At 39.4% G+C, this 23590-nt stretch carries 16 protein-coding genes; 8 read left to right on the top strand and 8 right to left on the bottom strand.

From position 1 onward, the window contains the following. Positions 1-98: 98 nt before the first annotated feature. From IM793_RS12415 to IM793_RS12390, 6 genes are all read left to right on the top strand, one after another. Positions 99-3431 carry a SusC/RagA family TonB-linked outer membrane protein gene (locus tag IM793_RS12415; RefSeq protein ID WP_193421766.1) on the top strand — a complete coding sequence of 1111 codons (3333 nt, stop codon included), beginning with the start codon at positions 99-101 and terminating at the stop codon, positions 3429-3431. A gap of 34 nt (positions 3432-3465) precedes the next feature. Further along, entirely contained in the window at positions 3466-4956 is a 1491-nt protein-coding gene (locus IM793_RS12410; protein WP_193421764.1) for a RagB/SusD family nutrient uptake outer membrane protein, read from the top strand. A 30-nt stretch (positions 4957-4986) separates the two neighbouring features. Further along, a complete protein-coding gene (locus IM793_RS12405; protein ID WP_193421762.1) occupies positions 4987-5796 on the top strand; it encodes a DUF4843 domain-containing protein in 810 nt (269 codons plus the stop codon). Positions 5797-5806: 10 nt separating this feature from the next. Further along, complete coding sequence (locus IM793_RS12400; RefSeq protein ID WP_193421760.1) at positions 5807-7225, top strand: PKD-like family lipoprotein; 1419 nt, start codon at positions 5807-5809, stop codon at positions 7223-7225. A gap of 64 nt (positions 7226-7289) precedes the next feature. Next, on the top strand, positions 7290-8423 hold the full coding sequence (locus IM793_RS12395) for a TlpA disulfide reductase family protein (RefSeq protein ID WP_193421758.1): 1134 nt from the start codon (positions 7290-7292) through the stop codon (positions 8421-8423). Positions 8424-8575: 152 nt separating this feature from the next. Beyond that, on the top strand, positions 8576-10252 hold the full coding sequence (locus tag IM793_RS12390) for a serine protease (protein ID WP_193421756.1): 1677 nt from the start codon (positions 8576-8578) through the stop codon (positions 10250-10252). 563 nt (positions 10253-10815) lie between these two features. Here IM793_RS12390 and IM793_RS12385 read toward each other — a convergent pair. Next, positions 10816-11016 carry a hypothetical protein gene (locus IM793_RS12385; RefSeq protein ID WP_193421753.1) on the bottom strand — a complete coding sequence of 67 codons (201 nt, stop codon included), beginning with the start codon at positions 11014-11016 and terminating at the stop codon, positions 10816-10818. Positions 11017-11213: 197 nt separating this feature from the next. On the opposite strand from IM793_RS12385, the gene IM793_RS12380 reads away from it, so the two are divergent. Beyond that, the gene (locus tag IM793_RS12380; protein WP_193421751.1) at positions 11214-11897 is read left to right on the top strand and encodes a Crp/Fnr family transcriptional regulator; all 684 of its coding nucleotides are present in this window, start codon (positions 11214-11216) and stop codon (positions 11895-11897) included. Between the two features lie 124 nt (positions 11898-12021). Beyond that, the gene (locus IM793_RS12375; protein WP_193421749.1) at positions 12022-12606 is read left to right on the top strand and encodes a molybdenum cofactor guanylyltransferase; all 585 of its coding nucleotides are present in this window, start codon (positions 12022-12024) and stop codon (positions 12604-12606) included. Positions 12607-12827: 221 nt separating this feature from the next. Here the strand turns inward: IM793_RS12375 and IM793_RS12370 are convergent, their stop codons facing one another. The 7 genes from IM793_RS12370 to nirB form a co-directional block, all read right to left on the bottom strand. Then, positions 12828-14309 (bottom strand): rubredoxin, encoded by a 1482-nt coding sequence (locus tag IM793_RS12370; RefSeq protein ID WP_193421747.1) that lies wholly within the window; start codon positions 14307-14309, stop codon positions 12828-12830. Positions 14310-14312: 3 nt separating this feature from the next. Beyond that, a complete protein-coding gene (locus IM793_RS12365; protein WP_193421745.1) occupies positions 14313-14819 on the bottom strand; it encodes a nitrate reductase associated protein in 507 nt (168 codons plus the stop codon). Positions 14820-15015: 196 nt separating this feature from the next. Then, positions 15016-18564 (bottom strand): nitrate reductase, encoded by a 3549-nt coding sequence (locus IM793_RS12360; protein ID WP_193421743.1) that lies wholly within the window; start codon positions 18562-18564, stop codon positions 15016-15018. Between the two features lie 35 nt (positions 18565-18599). Further along, positions 18600-19967, bottom strand: a complete 1368-nt coding sequence (locus IM793_RS12355; RefSeq protein ID WP_193421741.1) for an MFS transporter — start codon at positions 19965-19967, stop codon at positions 18600-18602. 34 nt (positions 19968-20001) lie between these two features. Then, entirely contained in the window at positions 20002-20397 is a 396-nt protein-coding gene (locus IM793_RS12350) for a hypothetical protein (RefSeq protein WP_227256236.1), read from the bottom strand. Between the two features lie 58 nt (positions 20398-20455). Next, the gene (nirD, locus tag IM793_RS12345; RefSeq protein ID WP_227256235.1) at positions 20456-20806 is read right to left on the bottom strand and encodes a nitrite reductase small subunit NirD; all 351 of its coding nucleotides are present in this window, start codon (positions 20804-20806) and stop codon (positions 20456-20458) included. A gap of 33 nt (positions 20807-20839) precedes the next feature. Further along, positions 20840-23353 (bottom strand): nitrite reductase large subunit NirB, encoded by a 2514-nt coding sequence (gene nirB / locus IM793_RS12340; RefSeq protein WP_193421739.1) that lies wholly within the window; start codon positions 23351-23353, stop codon positions 20840-20842. Positions 23354-23590: the final 237 nt, after the last annotated feature.

Here is a 23590-nt window from a genome sequence, read left to right as displayed (position 1 = left end):
TATTTTTTAACCTCATTCATTACAAAGGTATGAAATTAACTACCCTTTACAACCCCGTGTGCGACATGCGGAGGGTAAAGATTAAATTTTTATTGGTCATGAAATTGACTACGATTTTACTACTGGTTGGCGCCTTACATGTTTCGGCAGCCACCTTCTCGCAAACCGTAACGCTCTCTCGAAGAAAAACCACACTTAAACAAGTTTTTAAGGAAATTAAAAAGCAAACGGGCTATTTTTTCTTTTACAAAGGACAATTGCTACAGGATAAGCCAGACGTAATGGTCGAGTTCAATAATACATCATTGGTAGATGCTTTGAATGCTTCTTTAAAAGATCAAAACCTGAACTATAACATTGTTAACAAAACCATCGTGATCAGCCGCAAAGAGAATTTACCTGTTGTTGCAGCAGGTTTAGCGGTAAAAATTGAGGTTAAAGGTGTTGTTGCTGATAAAGCTACGGGTGAAACCCTTCCGGGGGTTAGTGTTTCCGTTAAAAATGGTGCAAGTGTAGGCATCACCAATGACAAAGGCGAATTCAAAGTCAATGTTGACGAAGGAAGCATTTTGGTTTTTAGTTATGTGGGTTATGACTTGTTTGAAACCAAGGTTACAGCTACTAAAACGTTAAACGTTAAGCTCACCTCTAAGATGACCCAAATGAATGACGTGGTGGTTACAGGTTATCAAACGATTAAAAAAGATAACTATACGGGTAATGCGGTTACGATATCCGGTGATCAGCTGAGAAGGGTAAATCCACAAAATTTGCTTCAAAGTATCGGAACTTTCGATCCTTCATTTAAACTGATCGATAATAACCTGGCAGGTTCAAACCCAAACAGAATTCCTTCTATTAATGTTAGGGGAGCCTCTGCATTACCCAGCGGCGATGGTCAGGTGTTAAGAAGGGATGATATTCAAGGTAACGCGAACAGACCTGTTTTTATGCTTGACGGGTATGAAGTGAGCGTGGAGAAAGTATTTGATTTGGATGTGAACAGAATTGCATCGGTTACCTCATTAAAAGATGCGGCTGCAACGGCAATCTACGGTTCGCGTGCGGCCAATGGTGTAATTGTGATTACCACTAAAACACCTTTAGAAGGGAAATTACGGGTGGAATACAACTACGAGTTAAACCTTACCGCTGCAGATTTAAGTGATTATCAGGTTTTAGACGCTGCTGAAAAACTAGATTATGAAGTTTTGGCAGGATTATATAGTTCTTCTAAACAGCAAGTTTCTCAAGATCAGCTTGATGAAATCTATTACCATAAAAAAGCCAATGTAGTTGGTGGTGTTAACAGTTATTGGTTATCGCAACCCTTGCGTAATACCATAGGGCATAAACACGCTATAAATCTGGATGGAGGTTCGCAGGCATTCCGTTACAACGTAAATCTTCGTTACCAAACCAGGCCGGGAGCAATGAAAGGCTCTGAAAGGGATCAATATTCAGGTGGAATGAGCTTTCAATACAATGTGAAGAAACTCCAGTTCAGAAATGAATTGTCTATAACGCAGGTAGATGCTGCCGAATCTCCCTATGGTGATTTTTCGAGTTATGTAAGAATGAATCCTTATTATCCATTGAAAGATGCCAATGGCATGGCGATGAGGATTTCGGATGTATATGAAAAACAAGACGGATCCAGAGAATATGTTTTTAATCCATTATTTGACGCCAGTTTAAGCAGCTTCAATAAATCTAAATACACCGAAATTATTGATAACCTTTCTGCCGATTTAGAAGTGGCAAAAGACCTGAGGTTAAGGGCCCAAATGAGTGTAACCACGCGATCAAATACAGATGACGTATTTACTTCTCCTATGGCAAACAAATTTTACCTGTACAAAACAGATAAAATAGACGAAAAGGGAGAATATATGAATAGGGAGATGAAAGAAACCTATTGGGATAGTAATTTCAGGTTAACCTGGTTAAAGCAGATTGGTGGCAATTATTTTAACGCTTTGGTAGGTGTAAATGCCCGTACAGAGCTGCGCGATCAAAAAGAATTTACCGCTATTGGATTTGCTAATGATCGTTTTACCAGCATAGGCTTTGCCAAAGGATATGCCGAAGATGGAAAACCGCAAAGCAGGCTCGAAAAAGCTCGTTTGTTTGGTTCGTTTTTTTCGATGAACTACTCCTATAAAAACCGGTATCTTATGGATGGAACCGTGCGTATTGATGGTTCTTCAAAATTCGGCGTAAACAATAAACTGGCTCCTTTTTGGTCGTTCGGATTAGGTTGGAATGTACACCAGGAGGAATTTCTGAAGGGTAATCCTGTAATTAGCCAACTCAGGATAAAAGCCTCTACGGGTCTTACCGGTTCGGTAGAGTTCGATCCTTATTTATCAAAAACCATTTATAAGTACAATACAGGAAACTGGTATTCGTCTGGTATTGGTGCCGGTGTAAACAGTTATGGAAATGAAAACCTTGGATGGCAAAAAACAAGGATGACGGATATTGGTATCGATATCGGGTTGTTTAAAGATCGGGTAATGATTACGCCGAGAATATATAAGAAGTTTACCAAAGACATTTTGGCTGATATCACTTTACCTCCGTCAACAGGCTTTTTATCTTATAAAGAAAACCTTGGCGACATGGAAAACAAAGGTGCGGAGTTGGGGATAACAGTAGATGCCTTAAGAAGCAAAGACTGGTCGGTAAATCTGAATGCGAATATGGTTACCAACAGAAATAAGGTGGTAAGGATCTCAAACGCTTTAAAGAAATACAATGACAGGGCAGACGAACTACAATCTTTAAAGCCGGGCGACGGTGGCTACAGGGGAATTCCCTTACTTAGGTTTAGTGAAGGGCAACCTTTCAATGCCATTTATGGTGTGCGTTCGTTAGGTATAGATCCGGAAAACGGACGTGAATTATACCTGAAAAAAGATGGTAGACTTACATATGATTACGATAAGAGAGATTATGTTGTAATTGGCGATCCTAATCCTAAAGTGAGCGGCTACTTTGGTGGAACGGTTAACTACAAAAGGTTTAGCCTGTATGTGCAGTTTCAGACTTTTTTCGGTGGCGATAAATACAACCTGACCCTGGTAGAGCGTGTTGAAAATGCTGACCCAAGGTATAACGTTGATAAACGTGTATTTGAAGAAAAGTGGAAGCAGCCAGGCGACCTGTCTTTTTATAAAAATATAGCAGATAATGGCGAAACGGATGTAAGCTCGCGGTTTATCCAGCCTGATAATCTGATCAACCTTCAATCAGTCAACTTTTCTTATGATATGAATAAAAAAATCGCGTCAAAATTATCAATGTCGAGTCTCATGTTTCAGGTAACGGCAAATGACGTGGTGCGTTGGTCATCAGTAAAAGAAGAAAGGGGAATTAATTATCCATTTACCAGGAGTTTAACCTTTTCTGTCAGAGCAGCTTTCTAAGCTATATTATTTAACGAATTTAAAATATAAAAATATGAAGATTAGATTGTTAATCTGCCTCATCTTAATAACAGGATTATTTAGTTCCTGCAAGAAATGGCTGGAAGTTGAGCCGGAATCAGAAATAGCTGCTCCAATTTTATTCAGTACAGAAAATGGCTTTATGGAAGCCATAAACGGCGTGTATAACCGCAGTACAGAATCAGATCTGTATGGTAAAGAGCTTACATTTGGTACAACAGAAGTATTGGCGCAAAATTTTTCGATGCGTGAAGACGGACAGGATTACAGACAAACCTCATTGTATAATTACAAACATGGTGAGTTTATCAAACGCAAGGATAAAATATGGGCTGGTTTATACAATGCAATTGTTAACTGTAACCTGATCCTGGAAAATGTAGATGCAAAAAAGAACATTTTTAATGGTAACAATTATGCTATTGTTAAAGGAGAAGCGCTTGCCTTAAGAGCCTATTTGCATTTCGATCTGTTGCGTCTTTTTGCTCCTTCTTATTTGAGAAATCCTTCTGCAAAAGGAATTCCTTACGCTAACAAATACACGAAAGAGATTACGCCGGTTTCCAGTGTATCAGAAACCATTAATTTGATCATCAAAGATTTGGAAGAATCGAAACAATTGTTAATCGCAGATCCGATTCGGAGTGCCGGTTATATTGTGAATTATCCCTTAGTTACTGACACGCTGAAAAATACAGAAGAGAAGAATTCAAGCCTTTTCTTGCAAAACAGAAGGCATCGTTTAAATTATTATGCAGTATGCGGAACGCTTGCCAGGGTATATCTTTATAAAAACGATAAAGTTAAAGCCTTACAAAATGCTAAAGAGGTAATCGACTCAAAAAAATTCCCATGGACAGCAAAAAGTGATTTTGAGGCATTCGAAGATTCGAAGAAAGATCGTATTCTTTATAAGGAACTTGTTTTTGGATGGTATATACCAGGCGCGGCAAAAGAGATAAAAGACAATTGGTTTCAAAGCGGCACAAGGGGATTTTATTTGATTGAGGATGCCGCAGATTATATCTATGAAAAGGCAACAGCCGGAGCAAGTGATTCCCGTTATAAATACTGGTTGTCTGCTACCTCCAGTCAATCGTCAAGATCGTATGATATCGTTAAATACCGCAGAAATCCATTAAGTACGGAGGCAGGTGCAAATTTACATTACCTCATGGCTCCTGCGATCAGGCTTAGTGAGATGTATTACATAGCTGCCGAGTGTTCCTATGCAAATAGTCCTGCGGCCGCAGTTAATTACCTTACACAGGTTCGCGAAGCGAGGCAAATAGGCGATCCCTTGACCATAAACAACGAAGAAGATTTATTAAAAGAACTGCTTAAAGATGCCCGTAAAGAATGGTTAGCCGAAGGCCAGTTGTTTTATATGTATAAAAGACTCAATAGGGGTATTATAGGGCAAACCGGTGTAATTATTCCGGCTTCCGATAATATTTTCGTGCTTCCTCTCCCTAACGATGAAGTTGTTTATGGTGGCAGATAAAACAATTTGAAATTTTATTAATAGCAAATTATGAAAATATATATATTAATATTCGCAATCATTTGCCTTGTTTCTTGCAAGAAAGCAGAAGAGATGCGTTTTGATCACAGTGCTAATGTTTATTTCGACATTTACAATGGAGATAAAGACAGTATAGTAAAAACCTTTGCTTATAATCCTACACGTGCTCAGGATACCGTGTGGCTACCTGTACGTTTATCCGGAATCAGAACAGACGCAGAAAGGAAATTTAGTGCGCGGGTAGATACTGATTCCTCAACTGCCACTCCTGGTCTGCATTACGAAGCTTTGAAACCGCAATATTCCATTCTTCCAAATAGGGGAATAGGTTATATTCCTGTGGTGATTTATAACAAGGATAAGGAACTTGAAAACAGATCGGTTTCGATATTGATTAAATTAACGGGCACTTCAGATCTGGGCATCGAAAATCCTTACCTGATCAGGGCAAAAGTTGTATTCTCCTCCAAATTGGAAAAACCAAGCTGGTGGGATAGCTGGCCGCTTCCTCCTTATTCGAGAACCAAACACGAGTTATTTATTCTGGTAACCGGGCAAACCTCCCTAACTACCGACGGACTTGACGCTCCAAAAAATCTCTATTACATAGGATTATTAACCACGATGTTAAATAACCCATTTAATTGGGTAGCCAAAAATGCAGCAAAAGGTTATGTCATCGAAGAAGTAACTGCTGGCAATACCGATAGCTATTATTTCTACAATAAAAGCAATACGGCCAAGAAAACGCTTTTGCGAAAAAATATGCAGAATGGTAAATATTATTTTATAGATGAAAATGGCAATGAGGTTATTTAAATATAGAAACATGAACATTAAAAAATTAATCTTGCTAATCATTGGTGTGGTTTCTTTAGCTGCATGCCATAAAGACTTAGGTAATTACGATATCGATATGCCTGTTGAGCCTAAACTGGTTAATCTGGATTCTGTTTATACTGCAAGTGTTGGAGATAGTTTGATCATCAAACCAAAAATAGAAGGTGCCGATGCTGCAAATGTAGAACTTCAATGGAAAATTAGTGTAATGGAGGGAAATGATGTGCTTTACACGGGACCTGCCTTAAGGATCATATTTGGTTTGCAAGCCAAAAGATACGCTGCCCGTCTTACCGTTTATAACAAAGCAAATGGGATGAAATATTTCCATAATTTTTATGTCGACGGTGGAACCGAATTTGCAAGCGGTACAACGGTATTGAGTGTTGAAAATGGAATTACACAGTTCTCATTTGTAAAGCCAGATGGTAGTGTGCAGGCCCGTTTGTACAAGGCAATGCAGGGGAAAGATTTGCCTGCAAACCCCACAAATTTATTTCTGTTAAAAAATACATTTACAAATGCCTTATTGGGGTATTGGATCATTACAAAAAATGGTGGGATCAGGTTGGAACCGAATACCATGCAGGAAGATCCGAAATATCCTAACACCCTTAAAGATAACTTTTTTACATCGCCAGATGATTTGGAGGTGGGTTCATTTATTTCGCATCCTCAAGGGGTAATGATGGGCGTTGTAAATGGCAAATTTTATGGTGGAACAACAAGCACCTGGGATCAGGCAGCTACTTATGGAATGTTCGGCTTACCTGCTGATGGTGATTATGAACTGGCTCCTTCTTTTGTGATGAGCTTTACGCAATCGGCTACTTATTTTATTGGCTTCGACAAAAACAGAAAGCAATTTGTGCGGATCAATCTTTATGGAGCACCTGTTTATTTTGGTACTCAATACTCCGTTACCACAACAACTGCCTTCGATCCTTTAAATGTGGGGATGAATCTTGTTCATTTGGAGCAACTTAATAACGCAGATTGTTTTGCCTATTGTAAAGGAACCGATGGAAAGATTTACGAATTAAAGTTCAATGTTCAGTTTAACGGCCCATTTACCTTTACACCTCAACATAAACGTCTTTTTGTACGTCAGGACTTAATTAACGAAAATACAAAATGGAGTGGCGCTAAAAACGGGGTAATTTATATTGCCAATGGCAGTAAGGTTTATCGATATAATCCTGTAAATGAAGAACTCAGAGAGCTGGCTACCAGCTTTAGTGGCAAATCGATTACGATGCTAAAACTTAGTGAAGACGAGGAAACCTTGATGGTAGGAACAGAAGAAACCGTTTCTTTCCTAAATATTGCTACAGGTATGAACGGCGTATTCCTCAAAAAGATTGAGGGTATTCCAGGCGCTCCTGTAGATATCGCAATCAGAAAATAATTCTGTTCCACGCTTGGGTTTAAATATGAGCGTGGAACTTATTTAACCATAGAAAAACATACAAATGAAAATCATAAAATTAGCAGTATTGGCCTTTTTGTTACCAGTTTTAACCTGGGCACAGGCACCAAATTTTAGTTTGACAGGCAAAATAGGTATGCTGGGTGCACCAGCAATGGCTTATATTGATTACATGGATAACGGTGTGAGTCACGAAGATTCCGTAGCACTTGTTAACGGAAGTTTCAGGTTTACCGGAAATATTTCTGGCAATGCCTATGCCCGTATGGCACTTGATCATACTGGTGGGGGTAAAGGTAAGGCCGTTTATACCGGAGATGTGATTTACTTTTATTTCGGTAAGGAACAGGTAACGATCACTTCAAAAGATTCTTTGGAAAATGCTGTTTTTGCTGGCTCTAAAGTTTACCAGGAATACGATGCCTATAACAAAGCCATTGGCGGTACCATTATGGCGCTAACCAAAGCTGTAAATATAGATTTTAACAGGGGAACACCCGAACAGCAAAAAGATACCGCTTATATGAAAGCAGTAGATCTGCGTTTCAGAAAGAATATCCAGAACAGAACAGAGAAACAGTTTCAATTTGCAAAAGAACACCCAACGTCATACTTCTCTTTAGTGGCACTTTCAGAAGCTGCCGGAAGTAAGGTTGATGTAGCCAAGGTTGAACCCCTTTTTAATGCCTTGAACAAAGCTTATCGCGAAACCGACATGGGTAAAGAACTCGCACAGCGTATTGCTGCAAGCGGCATTACCGCTGTTGGAAATGTAGCACCGCTTTTTACACAGAACAATGTAGTGGGCAAGCCAGTTTCATTAGCCAGTTTAAAAGGAAAAGTGGTTCTGGTTGAGTTTTGGGCAAGCTGGTGTGGTCCGTGCAGGGCCGAAAATCCTAACTTGGTCAAACAATATCAAACCTATAAAGATAAAGGCTTTGAAATTATTTCAGTGTCATTGGATAATGTAAAAGAGCGCTGGTTAGAAGCGATAGAAAAAGATGGTTTAGACTGGATTCATGTTTCTGACCTGAAAGGCTGGAACAACGAAGTGGGCCGTTTATATGGCGTACGCGCAGTACCTGCAAGTTTTCTGGTAGATGCGCAGGGCAAAATTATCGGCAATGGCTTGCGTGGCGAACCTTTGAACAAAAAGCTAGCTGAAATTTTTAACTAATTACATCGGCTAAACCGATTTGAATGATAAAAAGATGCTAACTGTATGTCTGGTGCCGCTTTCGTTGCATTAGAAATTTCTGATGGGCTTGATGTAACTATGGAGCGCGGTGCAGATTTAAGCTTCCGCTCAAAAAATCATAAAGGAAAATAATGAATAACTATATAAAGGCCATAACAGCAACCGTTGCGTTGCTGTTTAGCCTAAATGCTACTGCACAGAAAAAGCAGGTTGCCAAATTTCAGGAAACCATCGCCGAGGCCGTTAAAAAAGCATATCCTGCAAGTGTAAGGATGTGGGGTTTCGATGTCCAGCAAAACCAAAGAACTAGTGCTCAGTTTAGTGGTGTGGTAGTGGGTGCCGATGGCTATATCTTAACGGCAGCACATACCATTTCACCTAGTAAAAATTATAAGGTATTTTTTCCTGACGGACGCGAATGTATCGCCCTGGCTTTAGGTAAAATAGACAATAAGGACACGCCAGGCATTCCAGATGTAGGCATGATGAAAATTACCGATAAAGGGACCTACCCATTTGCTGAGATGGGTTATTCTGCAAGTTTGGTTAAAAATGAACCTTGTATCAGTATTTCATACCCCGAAACCTTAAATCAAATGCTGCCAACATTAAGGTTAGGGAATATTGCAGAAGTGAAAAATGAATATGGCTTTATTCGCTCAACCTGCAAAATGGAACCAGGTGATTCTGGCGGGCCTTTATTTGACTATTATGGCCGCGTAATCGGGTTACATAGTGCTATTGATGTTTCAGAAGAAATGAATTTCGAAATTCCTGTTGACCTTTATCGTCGCCATTGGACGGCTTTAAACAGCGAAAGACTTTATACAGCTTTCCCGGAAAAGAAGGATAGTGTGAAAACAGATCCCTTGTCTTTGCTATTGCAGAGAGAAAGTAAACAAAAGGCTTTACATCCTGATTTTAATCTGTCAACGCCTAAAAATAGCTGCTTTTCGATCAAAAGTATGATTAAAGGAAAACCGCAGAATATTTACGCCACTTTATTGAATGTTAATACTGCAAATGGAGCTAAAAAACAGCTTTTGTTGACTAAAAATACGATGGCTGGCGGGCAAGCGCAATGTGACATTAATGGCGTTGCATTGCCAATCAGGTTAATAGGAAAAGATCAGGAGAATGACCTGGTTTTATTTGAACTTGAACAGCGGATAACCGGTGGGATTGATTTAAATATTTCTGATAACAATAGCGTTAGAATAGAGATGGGTAGACTTCTTTATAGCATTGATCCCGCTGGCAAGGTGATGCACAGTGTTTTGGGAAGTACATTGTTTAATTTGCCCAAAATTAACAGTCAGCCTTATTTAGGCGCAATGGTTGTCTTTAATTCGAGTCCCGTTCAGTTTTCGCTAATCAAAGAGGGCAGTCCGGCAGAAAAAGCGGGTATAAAAGTTGGTGATGAACTGATTAGCATTAAAGGAAAACCAATAAAAAAGGCAAGTGAATTTGCACCAGAAATACTGAAATATTGGGCAGATGACGAGCTTACTTTTGAATGGGAAAATGCTTCGGGTAAGATGAGTAAAACACTAAAACTAGAGGGAAGGGGGCTGTCAGTATCTAATCATCCGGCAGAGAAATTTGAAGGCGGGAAATCAGACAGAAGAGACGGCTTTAATGCGATTTTTACGCACGATGCCGCCATTAAAGCAAACGCCTGCGGTTCGCCCGTTTTCGATTGGCAAGGTCATTTTTATGGGATCAATATTGCCAGGTATAGCCGGACAACCACCATTGTGGTACCGAAGAAAACAATCGTTGAGTTCGTTTTGAAGAGTATTCAATAAAGGATCTTCCTAATCTTGTGTAAAAATAAATGTCATTCTGAACGTAGTGAAGAATCTCAGGCTAAAGAGAGTCTGGGCAAATGACTTTTCTATTTCTAGTGGTCGGTGAGACACCGACCGATAAGGGCTGCCCAAACCGAAGAGTACTGCACCTGCTTTCCTACAACAATAAGCGATGCATTTTTTGAAGCGCAATGCCTGTACTACTATTAAAGTTGTTTCCCGTGCTTCGCTGTATCCCTTCGCTGCGCTTTGGGGATGCCGCTATGCCCGGGGCTAAGCACGCTTTTTCTGCAAGGAATCTGATGCAAGACGGAATTGCTTAAAATTCCAGGATCCTGAAATGAATTACCCTCGGTGAACTTGCTTGAACCTCGGTTTACTACACAGCCCCAGGTTAACTAAACCTTATTGTAGCGGCTATACTTTTTGCTGCAAAACACATCATGTGTGCAATTACTTTCACAAAAAGATAGAAGCGGAAAGAAGGGCTGCCCAAACCGAAGAGCACTGCACCCGCTTTCCAAAAAGTGGTATGTATGATACAGCCTCTTTTTAATCTTTTACAATTTTACCCTTTTTGCTTTTGGTTCAGGTTTTTCGGGTAATTGTATCGATAAAATCAAATCAATGCTTTCCGAATTGGTTTCATAATCGGCTGCAATTTTTTCCCATCTTTTTAATTCTGATTGTAAGGTTTCAATTTCCTTACCTAATGATTCGATTTTATTCTGGATTGATCTTCTAACGTTTGTATTTGCCATAGCACAAAATTATGATTTGATGGCATATCTTTAAACTTCTTTGTTGCAAGCGTGTATATAAAAAATGCTAAGTGTTCTATTTCAGCGAGTTTTATTCTTATAAAATTTTCAACAATAGTGAAGAACAGCCGAATTTGTGTGGCATAGCATAAAATTGTGCAATCATTTGTTATTTTTACCCAACATCCCTGATAAATATGAAGAAAAACAATAGCTGCGATCTTAAAACCTGCTTTATGTGCCAACTCACATTAAAAGAATGGCATCCTGCTATTGAAGGTCATAAACGGAATTTTATTGCAAAAAAAGGGGAGGTGATTATCAAAGAAGGCGATCCCGTCAGCGGTGTTTATTTTGTAACTTCAGGCAATGTGAAAGTGCATAAACAATGGGGCGATAAAGAACTGATTTTACGCTTTGCAAATGATGGAGCCATAATCGGACATCGGGGAATTAGCAGCAATACTTCTACCTACCCAATCTCTGCAACAGCTTTAGAAACCACTAAACTTTGTTTTGTAGATATCGAATTTTTTAAATCCACCATAAAAGTAAACCAGGAATTTGCCTATGGTTTATTGATGTTTTATGCAGATGAACTGCACGCTTCGGAAAAGAAAATGCGTAATTTGGCTTTAATGTCTGTAAAAGGAAGACTTGCAGTAGCCATTTTAGGATTGCGAGATCAGTTTGGATTAGACGAAGAGGGATTTTTAAATCTGTCTTTAAGCCGTCAGGATCTGGCTGCCTTTACCGGTGCAACTTATGAAACCGTTTTTAGAACAATGAATGAGCTTCTCGCAGAAAAATTAGTTGTAGTTAACGGAAAGCAGATCGGCATTTTAAACGAGGCAGGATTAATAGATTTAAGCAGTAAATAATTAAGGTTTATACTTTTTAATTTTTTAAAATTCGCTGTTGTCACACTGAGCAGAGTCGAAGTGTCTTTTCAAATATTTATTTGCATAGCTTAACTGGCGACAATTTTTTTTATATAGATATTATATGTATGGAATCATTTTATGTGGTGGGCAGAGTTTGCGCATGGGCACTGATAAGGGATTGCTTAACCATGATGATAAACTATGGGCGCAGGCGGCGGCTGATAAATTGGGATCGCTTGATCTCCCTGTAAAGTTTTCAGTTAATCCATTGCAGCAACCCACTTATTCGGGTTATTTTGGCGATCAGCAGCTGATCGTCGATAATCCTTCCCTTGATCTCAGAGGGCCATTATTGGGCGTGCTATCTGCTCATCTATCAAATCCTGAAGAAGATTTATTTTTATTGGCTTGTGATATCTTGTTGATGGAAACCAGGTTGTTGGAAAAACTTATCCATTCAGCCAAAGCTGATGATTCTTTTGATGCCTATATCTTTACCAGAGATGGGCAGCAGGAGCCCCTGTGTGGGATTTATAAAGCGGAAGGGTTAAAAAAAATCATCTTTATGCTTCAAAATAATGCCCTGGTTAAACATAGTATGAAATATGTACTGGCCAATTTAAATGTATGTGAAATTAATATCGAGAAACATGATTATCGTTATTTCGGTAATTTTAACTCGCAAGAGGAGATAAATGGTTTATAATCGGAACTCGACAAGTGAGTTGTAAAGATTGAAGATTTATTCTTAAATCTCATCGTCATGCTGAACTTGTTTTACAAGTGAAGTAGTATTTTCAATTGTCTTGTAGCTACTACGTGGTCAGCATCTTTTTCGGTAAGAAAGACCCTGAAATAAATTCAGGGTGACGACCGCTCTAACCTAAAATTGAACTTAAACAGTCAAAATAAGTCATTAAATTCGGCTTACAAAAGCTGTAATACAGATTGATCTATTTTAGTGAAATTACTTTTCTCTTCTTCGCAAAGCGTACAGCAATAATCATCCGGTAAATCTTTAAATGCCGTACCTGGATTGATATTATTTTCAATTTCCCCGATCCGCTCGTTGTACACGGTTAAACAATTGTTACATTGATATAAAAAAGTGCCAACTTTTATTGCGGTTTCTTCTACTTGAGAACTCTGTTTTTGCTTACCTGTTTTAATAGCATTTAAACGGTATTTGTAAAACTTAAATATAGCGTGCCTGAGTTGTTCTGGCAGTAGAAAACCGGGGTTGCTCCGGCTAAAGATTTCGCCGGTACGCTCGTTAGGGTTAAAATCTTTCGCACACAAAATATCATAAACTGGGAACAGTTTCATACCCAGCAAATTAATAAGATGACGTTTCTGGATCAGAATGCTACTAAAAACCTCACTTTTTTTGCGGGTTTTAATGCCAAAGCAAATGCCAAAGGTTCGGGTATCATCAATGCTTAAATGTTTAACCAGTAAGCTTTTCAATGCTAAACCTTCGTTGCAGTTATCTTCCACCTGAAAATTTAGCTCGTTAGCCGCATGCCGCATATTAATCTCATATTCTTCGAGCAGGGCATTCCAGAGTTTTTTATCTTTCTCGTCAATCCCTTTTACAATAATGGTTTTCCAGGATGTACAGCACAATTGACCGAGTTTGGTATCCAAACAAAGCTGACATAGTTTTTTTAAAAATGCAATACTGAATAGTTCATCGCGCCTATAAATACCCAACCAGTATTTGTTGTTGTAGCGGTTCAACCCCTCATAATAAGGCAGGTTGAATGAAGAAAGGGAAACTGTATTTTCTGCTGGTTTAAGAATGAAATTGTCCTGGTCTAAAAGTGCAAAAAGATCTTCGCCATTAGCCAGAGTATTATCCATAAAGCGCGTTGGGTTATTTCTGATAATGTTTTCTAACGACTTGGTTACCTGTGCGATGTGGTTAGTATAACAGAGTTGATTCCACTCGTAGGTTACGTTGGTTTTAGGAAAACGGATAATCAAATGCCAGTAATGTTCTGATTGTGAAGAGGCAATCCAATTAATATTTCCCGTTAACATAGGCGTGAAACTCTGATCACTATCGCAGATATTTACTTTTATTGAAGGCTTAAAATCGATATCATCCAAAATATCTTTATATACGCCTTCAGTAAGCCAGGTTTTACGGATAAAAATTTCTTCAGCCGGGTATGAACTGATGATATTAGGGAAATTATTGCTGTCTATTTCATAATCGATCCCAAGTCTATTCAGCTCACCGGTAAATATATCAACATTGTAATTTGTAGTGTCAATCAATAACTGCTGACGAAGGCCAAAACGAATATACTGAATCCTCGCTTTGGTTGCCGCAACCAGGATATTGTACAGATTGCCCGGTGATATGATCCCTCCAGGAAAATTAATAATAATGGTTTGATACATGGCTTAACTTTTTAGAAGACCAAATTCTGCCATTGCTTTTGGGAAATTCTTGTTTTCGTGTCCTGGTCGGCATAACTTTAAAAGTGCAAATCTTTGAATATTAGTGAGTTTACGCCATTGATTAATGGAAATATGCAGTTGAAATTCAGCCATTTTCTCCTTGAGCATCGCAGGGATTTGATGTAAGTTTCCCCATTCGGGTAGAGGTTCGATGGGCATAGTCGTAGCCTGGTTTCCTGTATATTTGGTAATCAAGCCAATTAAAAACTGATGATACTTATCAGTTTGTTCCTGAGTTGAAACCGGAAGTAGTGCCAATTGAACTCTTTCAGCAGGAAGAAATCTGCTCCATTCTGCCAATTTTAGTTTTATTCCTGCGGCATCGATTTTAAAACGCACTATCATCGGGATACAACGTACGTTTTCTTCAATAAAATCTTCTTCGAACTTAAAATATTCAATCCCTTTAAGGTTTTTAAATTCTGAAGGAGTGAGTTTTATTTTCATCATATTGTTTTAGTTTAAATATTCTTTAACAATCCCTCGTCATTCCCGCGCAGGCGGGAATCTTAATGCAGCCTACAAACCTGCCGTGGCATTACGATTCCCCATCAAGTTGGGAATGACGATACCCAGCGCCTACCACCTCAATTCCGATTTTTTTCCAAAACTTATTCTCAGGATGAAGAACCAACGCAGTTTATCATTATGCTATTAAAGCAGGTTTAGGTTCCGTTTTTAATACATTTACAAACGAATCTAAAATCGCTTTTACTTCTGGCCTGCAACTCCCACAACCCATTCCGGCGCCTGTTAATTGACAGAGTTGCAAATGATCTTTACAGCCATCTTTTATTTTATTGATCAGGTTGCCTTCCCCAACATTGTTGCAACTGCATACGGTTTTGCCGATAATAGGTTCGGTTGTTTTGCCACTTCTTAACAGTTGGAGTCGCTTTTCGCTCAGCTCCATTTTATTTTCGATCAGGTTGCGGAATTCCAGGAACTCACTTTTATCTCCAATTAATATGGCGCCAACCAACTTATCGTTGTGTACAATACATTTTTTATAGTAACGTTTGGCTTTATCGATAAAAACAATTTCCTCATAGGTAGGGTCGTTATTCGGTATTTCTGCCAAACCTAAAGAGCAGAGTTCTAAACTGTGCATTTTTAGGATATTCATCAGTAAACTGCCCTGGTAGAATTTCGCTATATCTCCACAGAGAAACCGCGCTACAATTTCGGCCTGTTGCTCTGCTGCTGCGGTAATACCGTACATCAGACCATTAAATTCTGCAATTTCGCCAATGGCATAAACGTCTCTTTCATTGGTTCTCAGGTATTCGTCAACCACAACTCCTCGTTTACATTCAATTCCTGCTTCTTTAATCAGTTCTGTGTTTGGGACTGTACCTATGGCAATTACTAACGATTCGCAATCGAGCAATAAACCGCTTTTTAAACGTAGACCCGTAATACTTTTTTCACCGATAATCCGGTCTACCTCATCGTTATAAAAGATTTCTATGCCTTTGCTAATCAGTTCTTCATGCAACAATTGACTGCCTAATGCATCCAATTGACGCCCCATTAATCTCGATATCCGTTGAATAATCGTCACCCTCGATCCGGTTTCAACCAAAGACGTAGCCAATTCGATCCCCAGTAAACCGCCACCAACAATCACTACTTTTCCATTTGTGGTATCAATATGCTTTTTAAAGCTGTCGGCATCATTCCGGCTTCGCATGGTAAATATGCCGTTTAGTTTTGGGAGATCTTTAAGCACAAAAGCCCTGCTTCCGGTGGCCAGAAGTAAAACGTCGTATTCATGAACTTCTCCGTTGCTATCGGTAACGGTTTTGTTTTTTTTATCGATTTTATCGATACCTAAACCACGGTGTAGTTTTATCTTGTAGTCTGTTTCCTCACTATCGCTCATTTTAATGAGGTTATGCCAGGGTAAAGTGCCAATAATATAGTCGGGGAGAAGTACCCTGTTGTAAAAAGGGAAATTCTCTTTACTAAAGATCTCAATATCATCTTCAGTATTTAAGGCCCTGTAACTTTTAACAAAACCACAGGCTCCAGCACCTGCACCAATCACAATGATTTTTTGGCGGTTTTTTTTATACAGCTTTACTTGTACTGCGCTGAATTTGAAATCAGGTTCTTTGCTTTGTGGGTCAACAAGGTTATTGGTGAGGTTATTTACCCGGTTTAAATCACTTTTTAAAATTTTGCCCCAGTGCATGGGCATAAAAACTACTCCGGGTTTAATGTCTTCAGAGAATTTTGCTTTTATACGGACATTCCCACGTAAACTGGAAATTTCAATAACATCATTATCGTTAATGTGCCGTGTTCTGGCATCAATCGGGTTAATTTCTAAAAAAGATTCACTGATGTGCTGGTTCAGTTTATTTACCTTGCCTGTTTTGCTTCGGGTATGCCATTGATCTCTGATTCTTCCTGTGGTTAAAATCAATGGATGTTCTGGCGTTAAGGCTTCAGATTGGTTCTGATCATCAAATGATAAAATATTCGCTTTTTTATCTGGCGTGTAAAACTGGTGGTCGGTAAATAACCTGGCTGTTCCAAAGGCATTTTCTTGCTTTGGGTAAGGCCATTGAACGGCTCTTTTATCTTTTAAAATTTCATAATTAAGCCCACTGATATCGATATTGGTTCCTACCGTAAGGGCCGCATGTTCATCGTATATTTCGCTTGCATCTTTAAAATCGAAACCATAATAGCCCATTTTTTTTGCAAACCGGCAGATGATTTCCGAATCTGGCAGCGCTTCTCCAGGTGCTTCAGTTACTTTGCTGAGGTAAGAGATATAACGCCCAGCGTTGGTCATGGTGCCTTCTTTCTCAACCCAGGCCGCTGCAGGTAAAACCACATCAGCATATTTTAAGGTTTCTACTTGATTGCTAATGTCCTGAACAACTACAAATTTTGCTTTTTTTAAGCCTTCTTCCGCTACGCGAACATCTGGCAGGCTGATTAAAGGGTTAGTACATAAAATCCATATTGCTTTCAATTTACCTGTATTCAGCTCATCGAACATTTCGGTGGCAGTTAACCCGGGTTTAGCTTGTATGGTGCCCAAGGGGATCTGCCAGAATTTCTCAACCTCATTACGATGATTTTCATTGCTCAAAACCCGGTGTGCAGGTAACAAATTACTTAAACCGCCAACTTCGCGGCCGCCCATGGCATTGGGCTGTCCGGTAAGCGAAAAAGGACCGCTTCCAGGCTTGCCAATATGACCTGTAATCAGGTTCAGGTTAATTAGCGAAAGATTCTTATTCGTGCCAACAACACTTTGATTAAGCCCCATCGTCCACATGCTGATGAAACCTTTTGCATTACCGATGTAAGATGCAGCTAAACGGATGTCACTTTCTTTGATACCACAAATAGTTGCTGCCTCTGCCAAGGAGGTGGAAAAAACGGTAGCCTGGTATTTTTCGTAACCATTAGTGCTGTTGATGATAAAATCACTATCAATTCTTCCATCTTCAATCAAACATCTTCCAATGGCATGGTGAAGTGTAATGTCGGTACCTGGATTGAGCTGTAAATGAACATTGGCGATTGAGCAGGTCTGTGTTTTACGGGGGTCGCTAACAATAATTTTTAAATCAGGATTTTTTTGTTTTGCGGCTTCAACACGGCGCCATAGGATAGGATGGCACCATGCCGGGTTTGCGCCTGCAACAAAAATACAATCTGCAATTTCAATATCATCGTAACTAATGGGTACTGTATCTTCACCAAGACTCATTTTATAACCAACAACCGCACTGCTCATACATAAGCGGCTGTTGGTATCGATGTTATTACTACCGATAAATCCTTTAATTAGTTTATTTACTACATAATATTCTTCTGTTAAACATTGTCCGCTGGCATAAAAAGCAACGCTGTCTGGACCATGTTTTTTAATCAATGCTTTAAAAACGGCTGCCGTACGTTCCAGCGCGGTATCCCAGCTTACCCTTTGGAGGGGCATGTTTTTATTGTAGCGCATTTCAGGGTAAAGCAGCCTGTCACTTTTGTCATTTGCTGTATAATGAAGATTCATGCCTTTACTGCACAACATGCCTTTATTTACAGGATGGTTTTTGTCTCCTTCAACAGTGATGCGTTCATAGATATCTTTATTTACCACAATACCACAGCCCACTCCGCAATAACAGCAGGTGGTTGTTTTATTCGGCGATATATTTTTTTCTTCTTTCAAATGATCAGCTTCTATAGTAGATTTTGTTTTGTTCTTTATTTGCCAGGGGTAAGCACGAGGTCTTCTATTTGTGATGTTTTTTGGGCCATAACGGTTCTGAAGATGAATACTGCAATGCCAATTCCGAGGATAATAAAACCAAGTAATGTAAACGCGCTGGTATAATCGATCAGGTCTTTTTGAACGTTAAGGCCATTTTCGATTACATTTTTAGAAGCGTGACTGGCTTTGGCTTTAAACATAAAGGCAATAAGCATGGCTCCGATATTTCCGCCAGCGCCTACAATACCTGCTACACTACCAACTGCAAGCGGATTAATGAATGGAACAAGGCTGTAAGTTGCACCATTGGCCATTTTTAAACTTAAGCCAAAAACAAACATCATGAAAATGGCCGTCCAGATATTGCCCGATTTTGCAAACCAGATTAAACCAACCCCTTCTACCAGGAGCAATAAGGCGAGTAAAAGTGTTTTGCCATCAAATCCCCAGGTTTTACCAATTTTATCGGCAACAATGCCTCCCAATGGTCTGGCAAAGAGATTAATCCAGCCAAAAATGCCTGCAACCATTCCGGCAACAGCTATGGTTGCGCCAAATGAATCTGTAAAAAAGATAGGTGCGAAATTATCTACCGTAATTTCTACACCAAAACAGGCTGCGTAGGCAATGGTTAAAATCCAGGTGCGGTAATCTTTTGCAGCGAGTAAGAAGGTATTTTTGTTGCTTTTTACGTTTTCATCTTTCAGGTTTTTAAAATCTCCCTGGGGGCTATCCAATGTATAATGGTGATATAAAAAAGCACAGATCAAAAGCATTACACCAGGAAAAATCATAGCATATCTCCAGCTATCTTCGGTGCTGCAAAAGCCCAGCGCAGTAAAGCCAGAAGCAATTAAAGGCATAAATAAATTTGCTGCGCCACCACCTGCGTTGCCAAAACCTCCGGCTGTTGCATTGGCTGTCCCTTTAATATTGGGTGCAAACATAATCGAAGTATGAAATTGGGTAATTACGAACGATGCGCCAATTACGCCAATAGCCAGGCGGAAAAGCAAAAAGGAAGTGTAAGAGTGACTGGTTCCGATTAATAAAACCGGAATGGCGCAAAGCACCAGAAGCCAGGTATAGATCAGCTTTGGACCAAATTTATCAATTAATCGTCCAATTAATAAACGTGCAATGATGGTAGCCGATACCGAGGCAATTTGGATGTTACCCACCTGATCTTTGGTAAGGTGAAGCTGTTCTCTTGCTATCTTCATCAAAGGCGCCATTCCGAACCAGGCGAAGAAACAGAAGAAGAAAGTTAACCATGTAATATGAAAGGTCTTCATCTGAACACCTTTAAGCGAAAATATATTTAATTTATCTAGCGGTTTAGTAATGGTGTTTAGTGTCATAACGTTCGGTTTAAGCGTAAATAAATAGGTTCTTTTAAAATTTATAGCCCAAACCTACACCAACGTTCCATTCGCCATTTTTGACTGCAGTTTTAGGGTTGTAGTATAAGGGCACTTGTAAGGCGATATGGCGAAACGCTGTTGTTAAGCCAAAACCAAGATTAGGAGTAAGTGCCGCGTTTTTTGGCGCTCCCGCAGCAACTTTATCTTCTTTAATTCTTAAACTGGGCAATAGTCCCAATAAAACAGTGTAAGGTTTTTTGCTAAATTTTATGCTTGGACCGGTACAGTTTATAAAAGCACCATGATCAACATATCCGGCAACAATGGTACCGTCGAATAAAACGGCTTTAGTTTGCGATTTAGCAGAAAAAAAGAACAAGGTAAATGCAAGGCAGCTTGTTAGGGCTACATAATTAGAAATTTTCATGTCGGTTTGGTTTGGGTTAAATTTTAATCCTGAAAAGTTTAAATCTTAAGGGGTCAGGTTAAGATTTTGGCGTTATACCAATATAAACAGTTCCGTTTTCTACCTTTACAGGATAGGTTTTTATGGCGCATTCGTCGCCGCTTAAACATTCGCCGGTACTCAATGAGAATGTTTTTTTGTGAAAAGGGCAGGCTACCTTAGGTTCATCGGTAGTAGAGCCAATCATTCCACGGCTCAATGCCATTTGCTTTTTGTGCGGGCATTCATTTTGTGTGGCGTACCATTCATTTCTCCTGGTGAAATAGAAAAGTGCAATCTGATCTTCACCATGTTTTACGCAAACGCCACCGTTCTCAATGGCATCCTCGACTCGGCAGGCAGCCAGCCAATTTGATTGTTCATTCATCATTTAGGGGTTTATTAGGTTTGTAAAGGTTCTTGATTAAACTGTTTTCCATTCAGCTGTTCTTTTTTGTCCACGCATTTCAACAAATTCTATAGTTGGGTCTTTGTCTTCAGGTGCATTTACAAAATGAGAGAATCTTTTTCTGATGGCAGGGTTTTCAACGGCCTCTTTCCACTCACATTTATAAGAAGCGATCAAGTTTTCAATTTCATTTTCCCACTGGGCGGCCATGCCTAAACTATCGTTGATAATTACGTTCCGCAGGTAATCTATCCCGCCTTCCATTTTGTTCAGCCAGGTTGCGGTTCGGGTAAGTGGATCAGCAGTTCGGATGTAAAACATCAAAAATCTATCGATATATTGGATACAGGTTTCGCTGTCGAGATCTGTTGCCAATAAAAGAGCATGTTGAGGCTTGCTTCCACCATTTCCGCATACATATAAATTCCATCCTTTTTCGGTGGCAATAATCCCAAAATCTTTACTTTGGGCTTCTGCGCATTCCCTGATACAGCCACTTACCGCCGATTTGAATTTATGCGGTGCACGGATCCCCCTGTATCTTTCTTCGATCCGTATAGCAAAACTCACGCTGTCGTGCAAGCCAAATCTGCACCAGGTGCTACCAACGCAACTTTTAACAGTTCTTAAACCTTTCCCGTAAGCATGTCCGCTTTCAAAACCTGCGGCAATTAATTCTTCCCAGATGATTGGAAGATCGTTGAGGTGTGCCCCAAACATATCAATCCGCTGACCGCCTGTAATTTTGGTGTAGAGATTGTATTTTTTAGCGACCTCGCCAATTACAATCAATTTGTCTGGTGTAATTTCTCCACCCGGAACTCTTGGTACTACAGAATATGAGCCGCCTTTTTGGATGTTGGCCAGAAAACGGTCGTTGCTATCCTGAGCTACGTCGTTTCCTTTTTTAAGAATCATTTCGTTCCAAAGACTGGCAAGGAGTGAGGATACCAGCGGCTTGCATATTTCACAACCGTCATTTTTACCTAAAGCATCCAATACTTCGTCGTAACTTTTTAGTTCATGAATATGAATGAGGTCAAAAAGCTCTTGCCGGCTATAATTAAAGTGCTCACAGATTACATTTTTGATGTATTTACCTTGCGATTTTAAGGTATAGGTCATTAAATCTTTTACCATTGGCAAACAGCCGCCACAACCTGTACCTGCTTTAGTGCATTTTTTCAGGTCATCAATATTTTCGCAAGTGCCATCTGCTACTGCAGAACAGATATCTCCTTTACTAACACCTTCGCAACTGCAAATTAGTGCGCCATCCGGTAAACCTGTAATTCCCGCTCCACCTGCAGATTCGCTTACGCCACGTGCACCCAATATCAGTTCTTCAGGATTTTCTGGCAATACAATTCGGTTATTAGAGGTTTGCAACAGCAGGTTATACGCTGTTGCATCTCCAATTAATATACCTCCTAAAAGGTATTGCCCGTCATTACTAACATTTATTCTTTTATAAACTCCTTTGTGTTTGTTTTCGAAGATGATGGTGCGGCAATCCGGCTCGGTGATAAAATTATCACCAAAACTGGCTACATCGATGCCAATCAGTTTTAGTTTGGTACTCATATCAAATCCTGTGAAGGTTTTGTCGCCTTCACAAAGGTTCGCAGCCAGCACTTCGGCCATTTCATAACCCGGAGCAATCAAACCATAAATCATTCCGTCGTATAAAGCACATTCGCCAATAGCAAATACAGCCGGATCGTTGGTTTGCATTTTTTCGTCAACCAGAATTCCACCACGTGGACCAACCTCAATGCCGCAGGCTTTCGCTAGTTCATCGCGTGGTTTTATGCCCGCAGAGATTACCAGCATATCAACATCTAAAGCGGTATCATCACTAAACTTTAATGCAGTAATACGGCCATCACCTTCAATACTTGTGGTGTTTTTATTCAAATGGATCTGTAAACCTAGATCTGCCAGCTTTGATTTAAGTATGTCGCTACCAGCAGCATCAATTTGCCTTGGCATTAAACGTGGCGCGAATTCAATAATGCTGGTTTTTTCGATACCCAGATCTATCAATGCTTTAGCAGCTTCTAGTCCTAATAAACCTCCTCCTATAACTGAAGCCGTTTTAGCCATTTTTGCATGGCTGCTAATAAGGTCAAGATCTTCTATAGTACGGTAAACAAAAACACCTTCTTTCTCAATTCCGGGGATGTTCGGAACAAAAGCACCAGAACCCGTAGCAAAAACAAGGATATCGTAGCTGTAATCTAAACCATTGGCGGTGTAAACTTTTTGAAGGCCGCGGTCTATTTTAGTAACCGGGTTATTGAGAAATAGGGTAATATTTTGTTCCTGATACCAGTTTTCTGTAGATAGGGAGAGGTCATCGGCGGTTTTGCCATTAAAATATTCACTTAAATGAACACGATCGTAAGCTCTACGGGGTTCTTCTCCAAAAACAATAAGATTAAAAGAAGAAGTTTTTGATCTAAGCTTTTCGCAGAATTTATATCCCACCATACCATTTCCTATTACGATTATTTGTGGTTCTTTCATAAATCTCAAGGTGTTTAGTGTTTTTTTTAGTTCCTGTTGATTGTTTTTATTCCAGATTATTTGTTTTGATGTTTTTATCATTAAATAATCATTATCAAATTATATATTTTAATATTTATATGATTTTTGATATACAAATATATATTTTAATTGCTTAAAAGTTAATAAAGAATGATTTTTATCATAAAATATTTAACTTTTTAATAAATTTTCATCACTTTTATATTTAAATAGTTA

The sequence above is a fragment of the Pedobacter sp. MR2016-19 genome (assembly GCF_014947265.1).
Classification (GTDB): Bacteria; Bacteroidota; Bacteroidia; order Sphingobacteriales; family Sphingobacteriaceae; genus Pedobacter.
Note: the sequence above shows the minus strand (reverse complement) of the source record. Positions and strands in the feature narration are given on the sequence as shown.

Coding starts and splice junctions, on each gene's coding strand:
- IM793_RS12415 (WP_193421766.1), top strand. CDS start 99: ATGAAATTGACTACGATTTTACTACTGGTTGGCGCCTTACATGTTTCG.
- IM793_RS12410 (WP_193421764.1), top strand. CDS start 3,466: ATGAAGATTAGATTGTTAATCTGCCTCATCTTAATAACAGGATTATTT.
- IM793_RS12405 (WP_193421762.1), top strand. CDS start 4,987: ATGAAAATATATATATTAATATTCGCAATCATTTGCCTTGTTTCTTGC.
- IM793_RS12400 (WP_193421760.1), top strand. CDS start 5,807: ATGAACATTAAAAAATTAATCTTGCTAATCATTGGTGTGGTTTCTTTA.
- IM793_RS12395 (WP_193421758.1), top strand. CDS start 7,290: ATGAAAATCATAAAATTAGCAGTATTGGCCTTTTTGTTACCAGTTTTA.
- IM793_RS12390 (WP_193421756.1), top strand. CDS start 8,576: ATGAATAACTATATAAAGGCCATAACAGCAACCGTTGCGTTGCTGTTT.
- IM793_RS12385 (WP_193421753.1), bottom strand. CDS start 11,016: ATGGCAAATACAAACGTTAGAAGATCAATCCAGAATAAAATCGAATCA.
- IM793_RS12380 (WP_193421751.1), top strand. CDS start 11,214: ATGAAGAAAAACAATAGCTGCGATCTTAAAACCTGCTTTATGTGCCAA.
- IM793_RS12375 (WP_193421749.1), top strand. CDS start 12,022: ATGTATGGAATCATTTTATGTGGTGGGCAGAGTTTGCGCATGGGCACT.
- IM793_RS12370 (WP_193421747.1), bottom strand. CDS start 14,309: ATGTATCAAACCATTATTATTAATTTTCCTGGAGGGATCATATCACCG.
- IM793_RS12365 (WP_193421745.1), bottom strand. CDS start 14,819: ATGATGAAAATAAAACTCACTCCTTCAGAATTTAAAAACCTTAAAGGG.
- IM793_RS12355 (WP_193421741.1), bottom strand. CDS start 19,967: ATGACACTAAACACCATTACTAAACCGCTAGATAAATTAAATATATTT.
- IM793_RS12350 (WP_227256236.1), bottom strand. CDS start 20,397: ATGAAAATTTCTAATTATGTAGCCCTAACAAGCTGCCTTGCATTTACC.
- nirD (WP_227256235.1), bottom strand. CDS start 20,806: ATGATGAATGAACAATCAAATTGGCTGGCTGCCTGCCGAGTCGAGGAT.
- nirB (WP_193421739.1), bottom strand. CDS start 23,353: ATGAAAGAACCACAAATAATCGTAATAGGAAATGGTATGGTGGGATAT.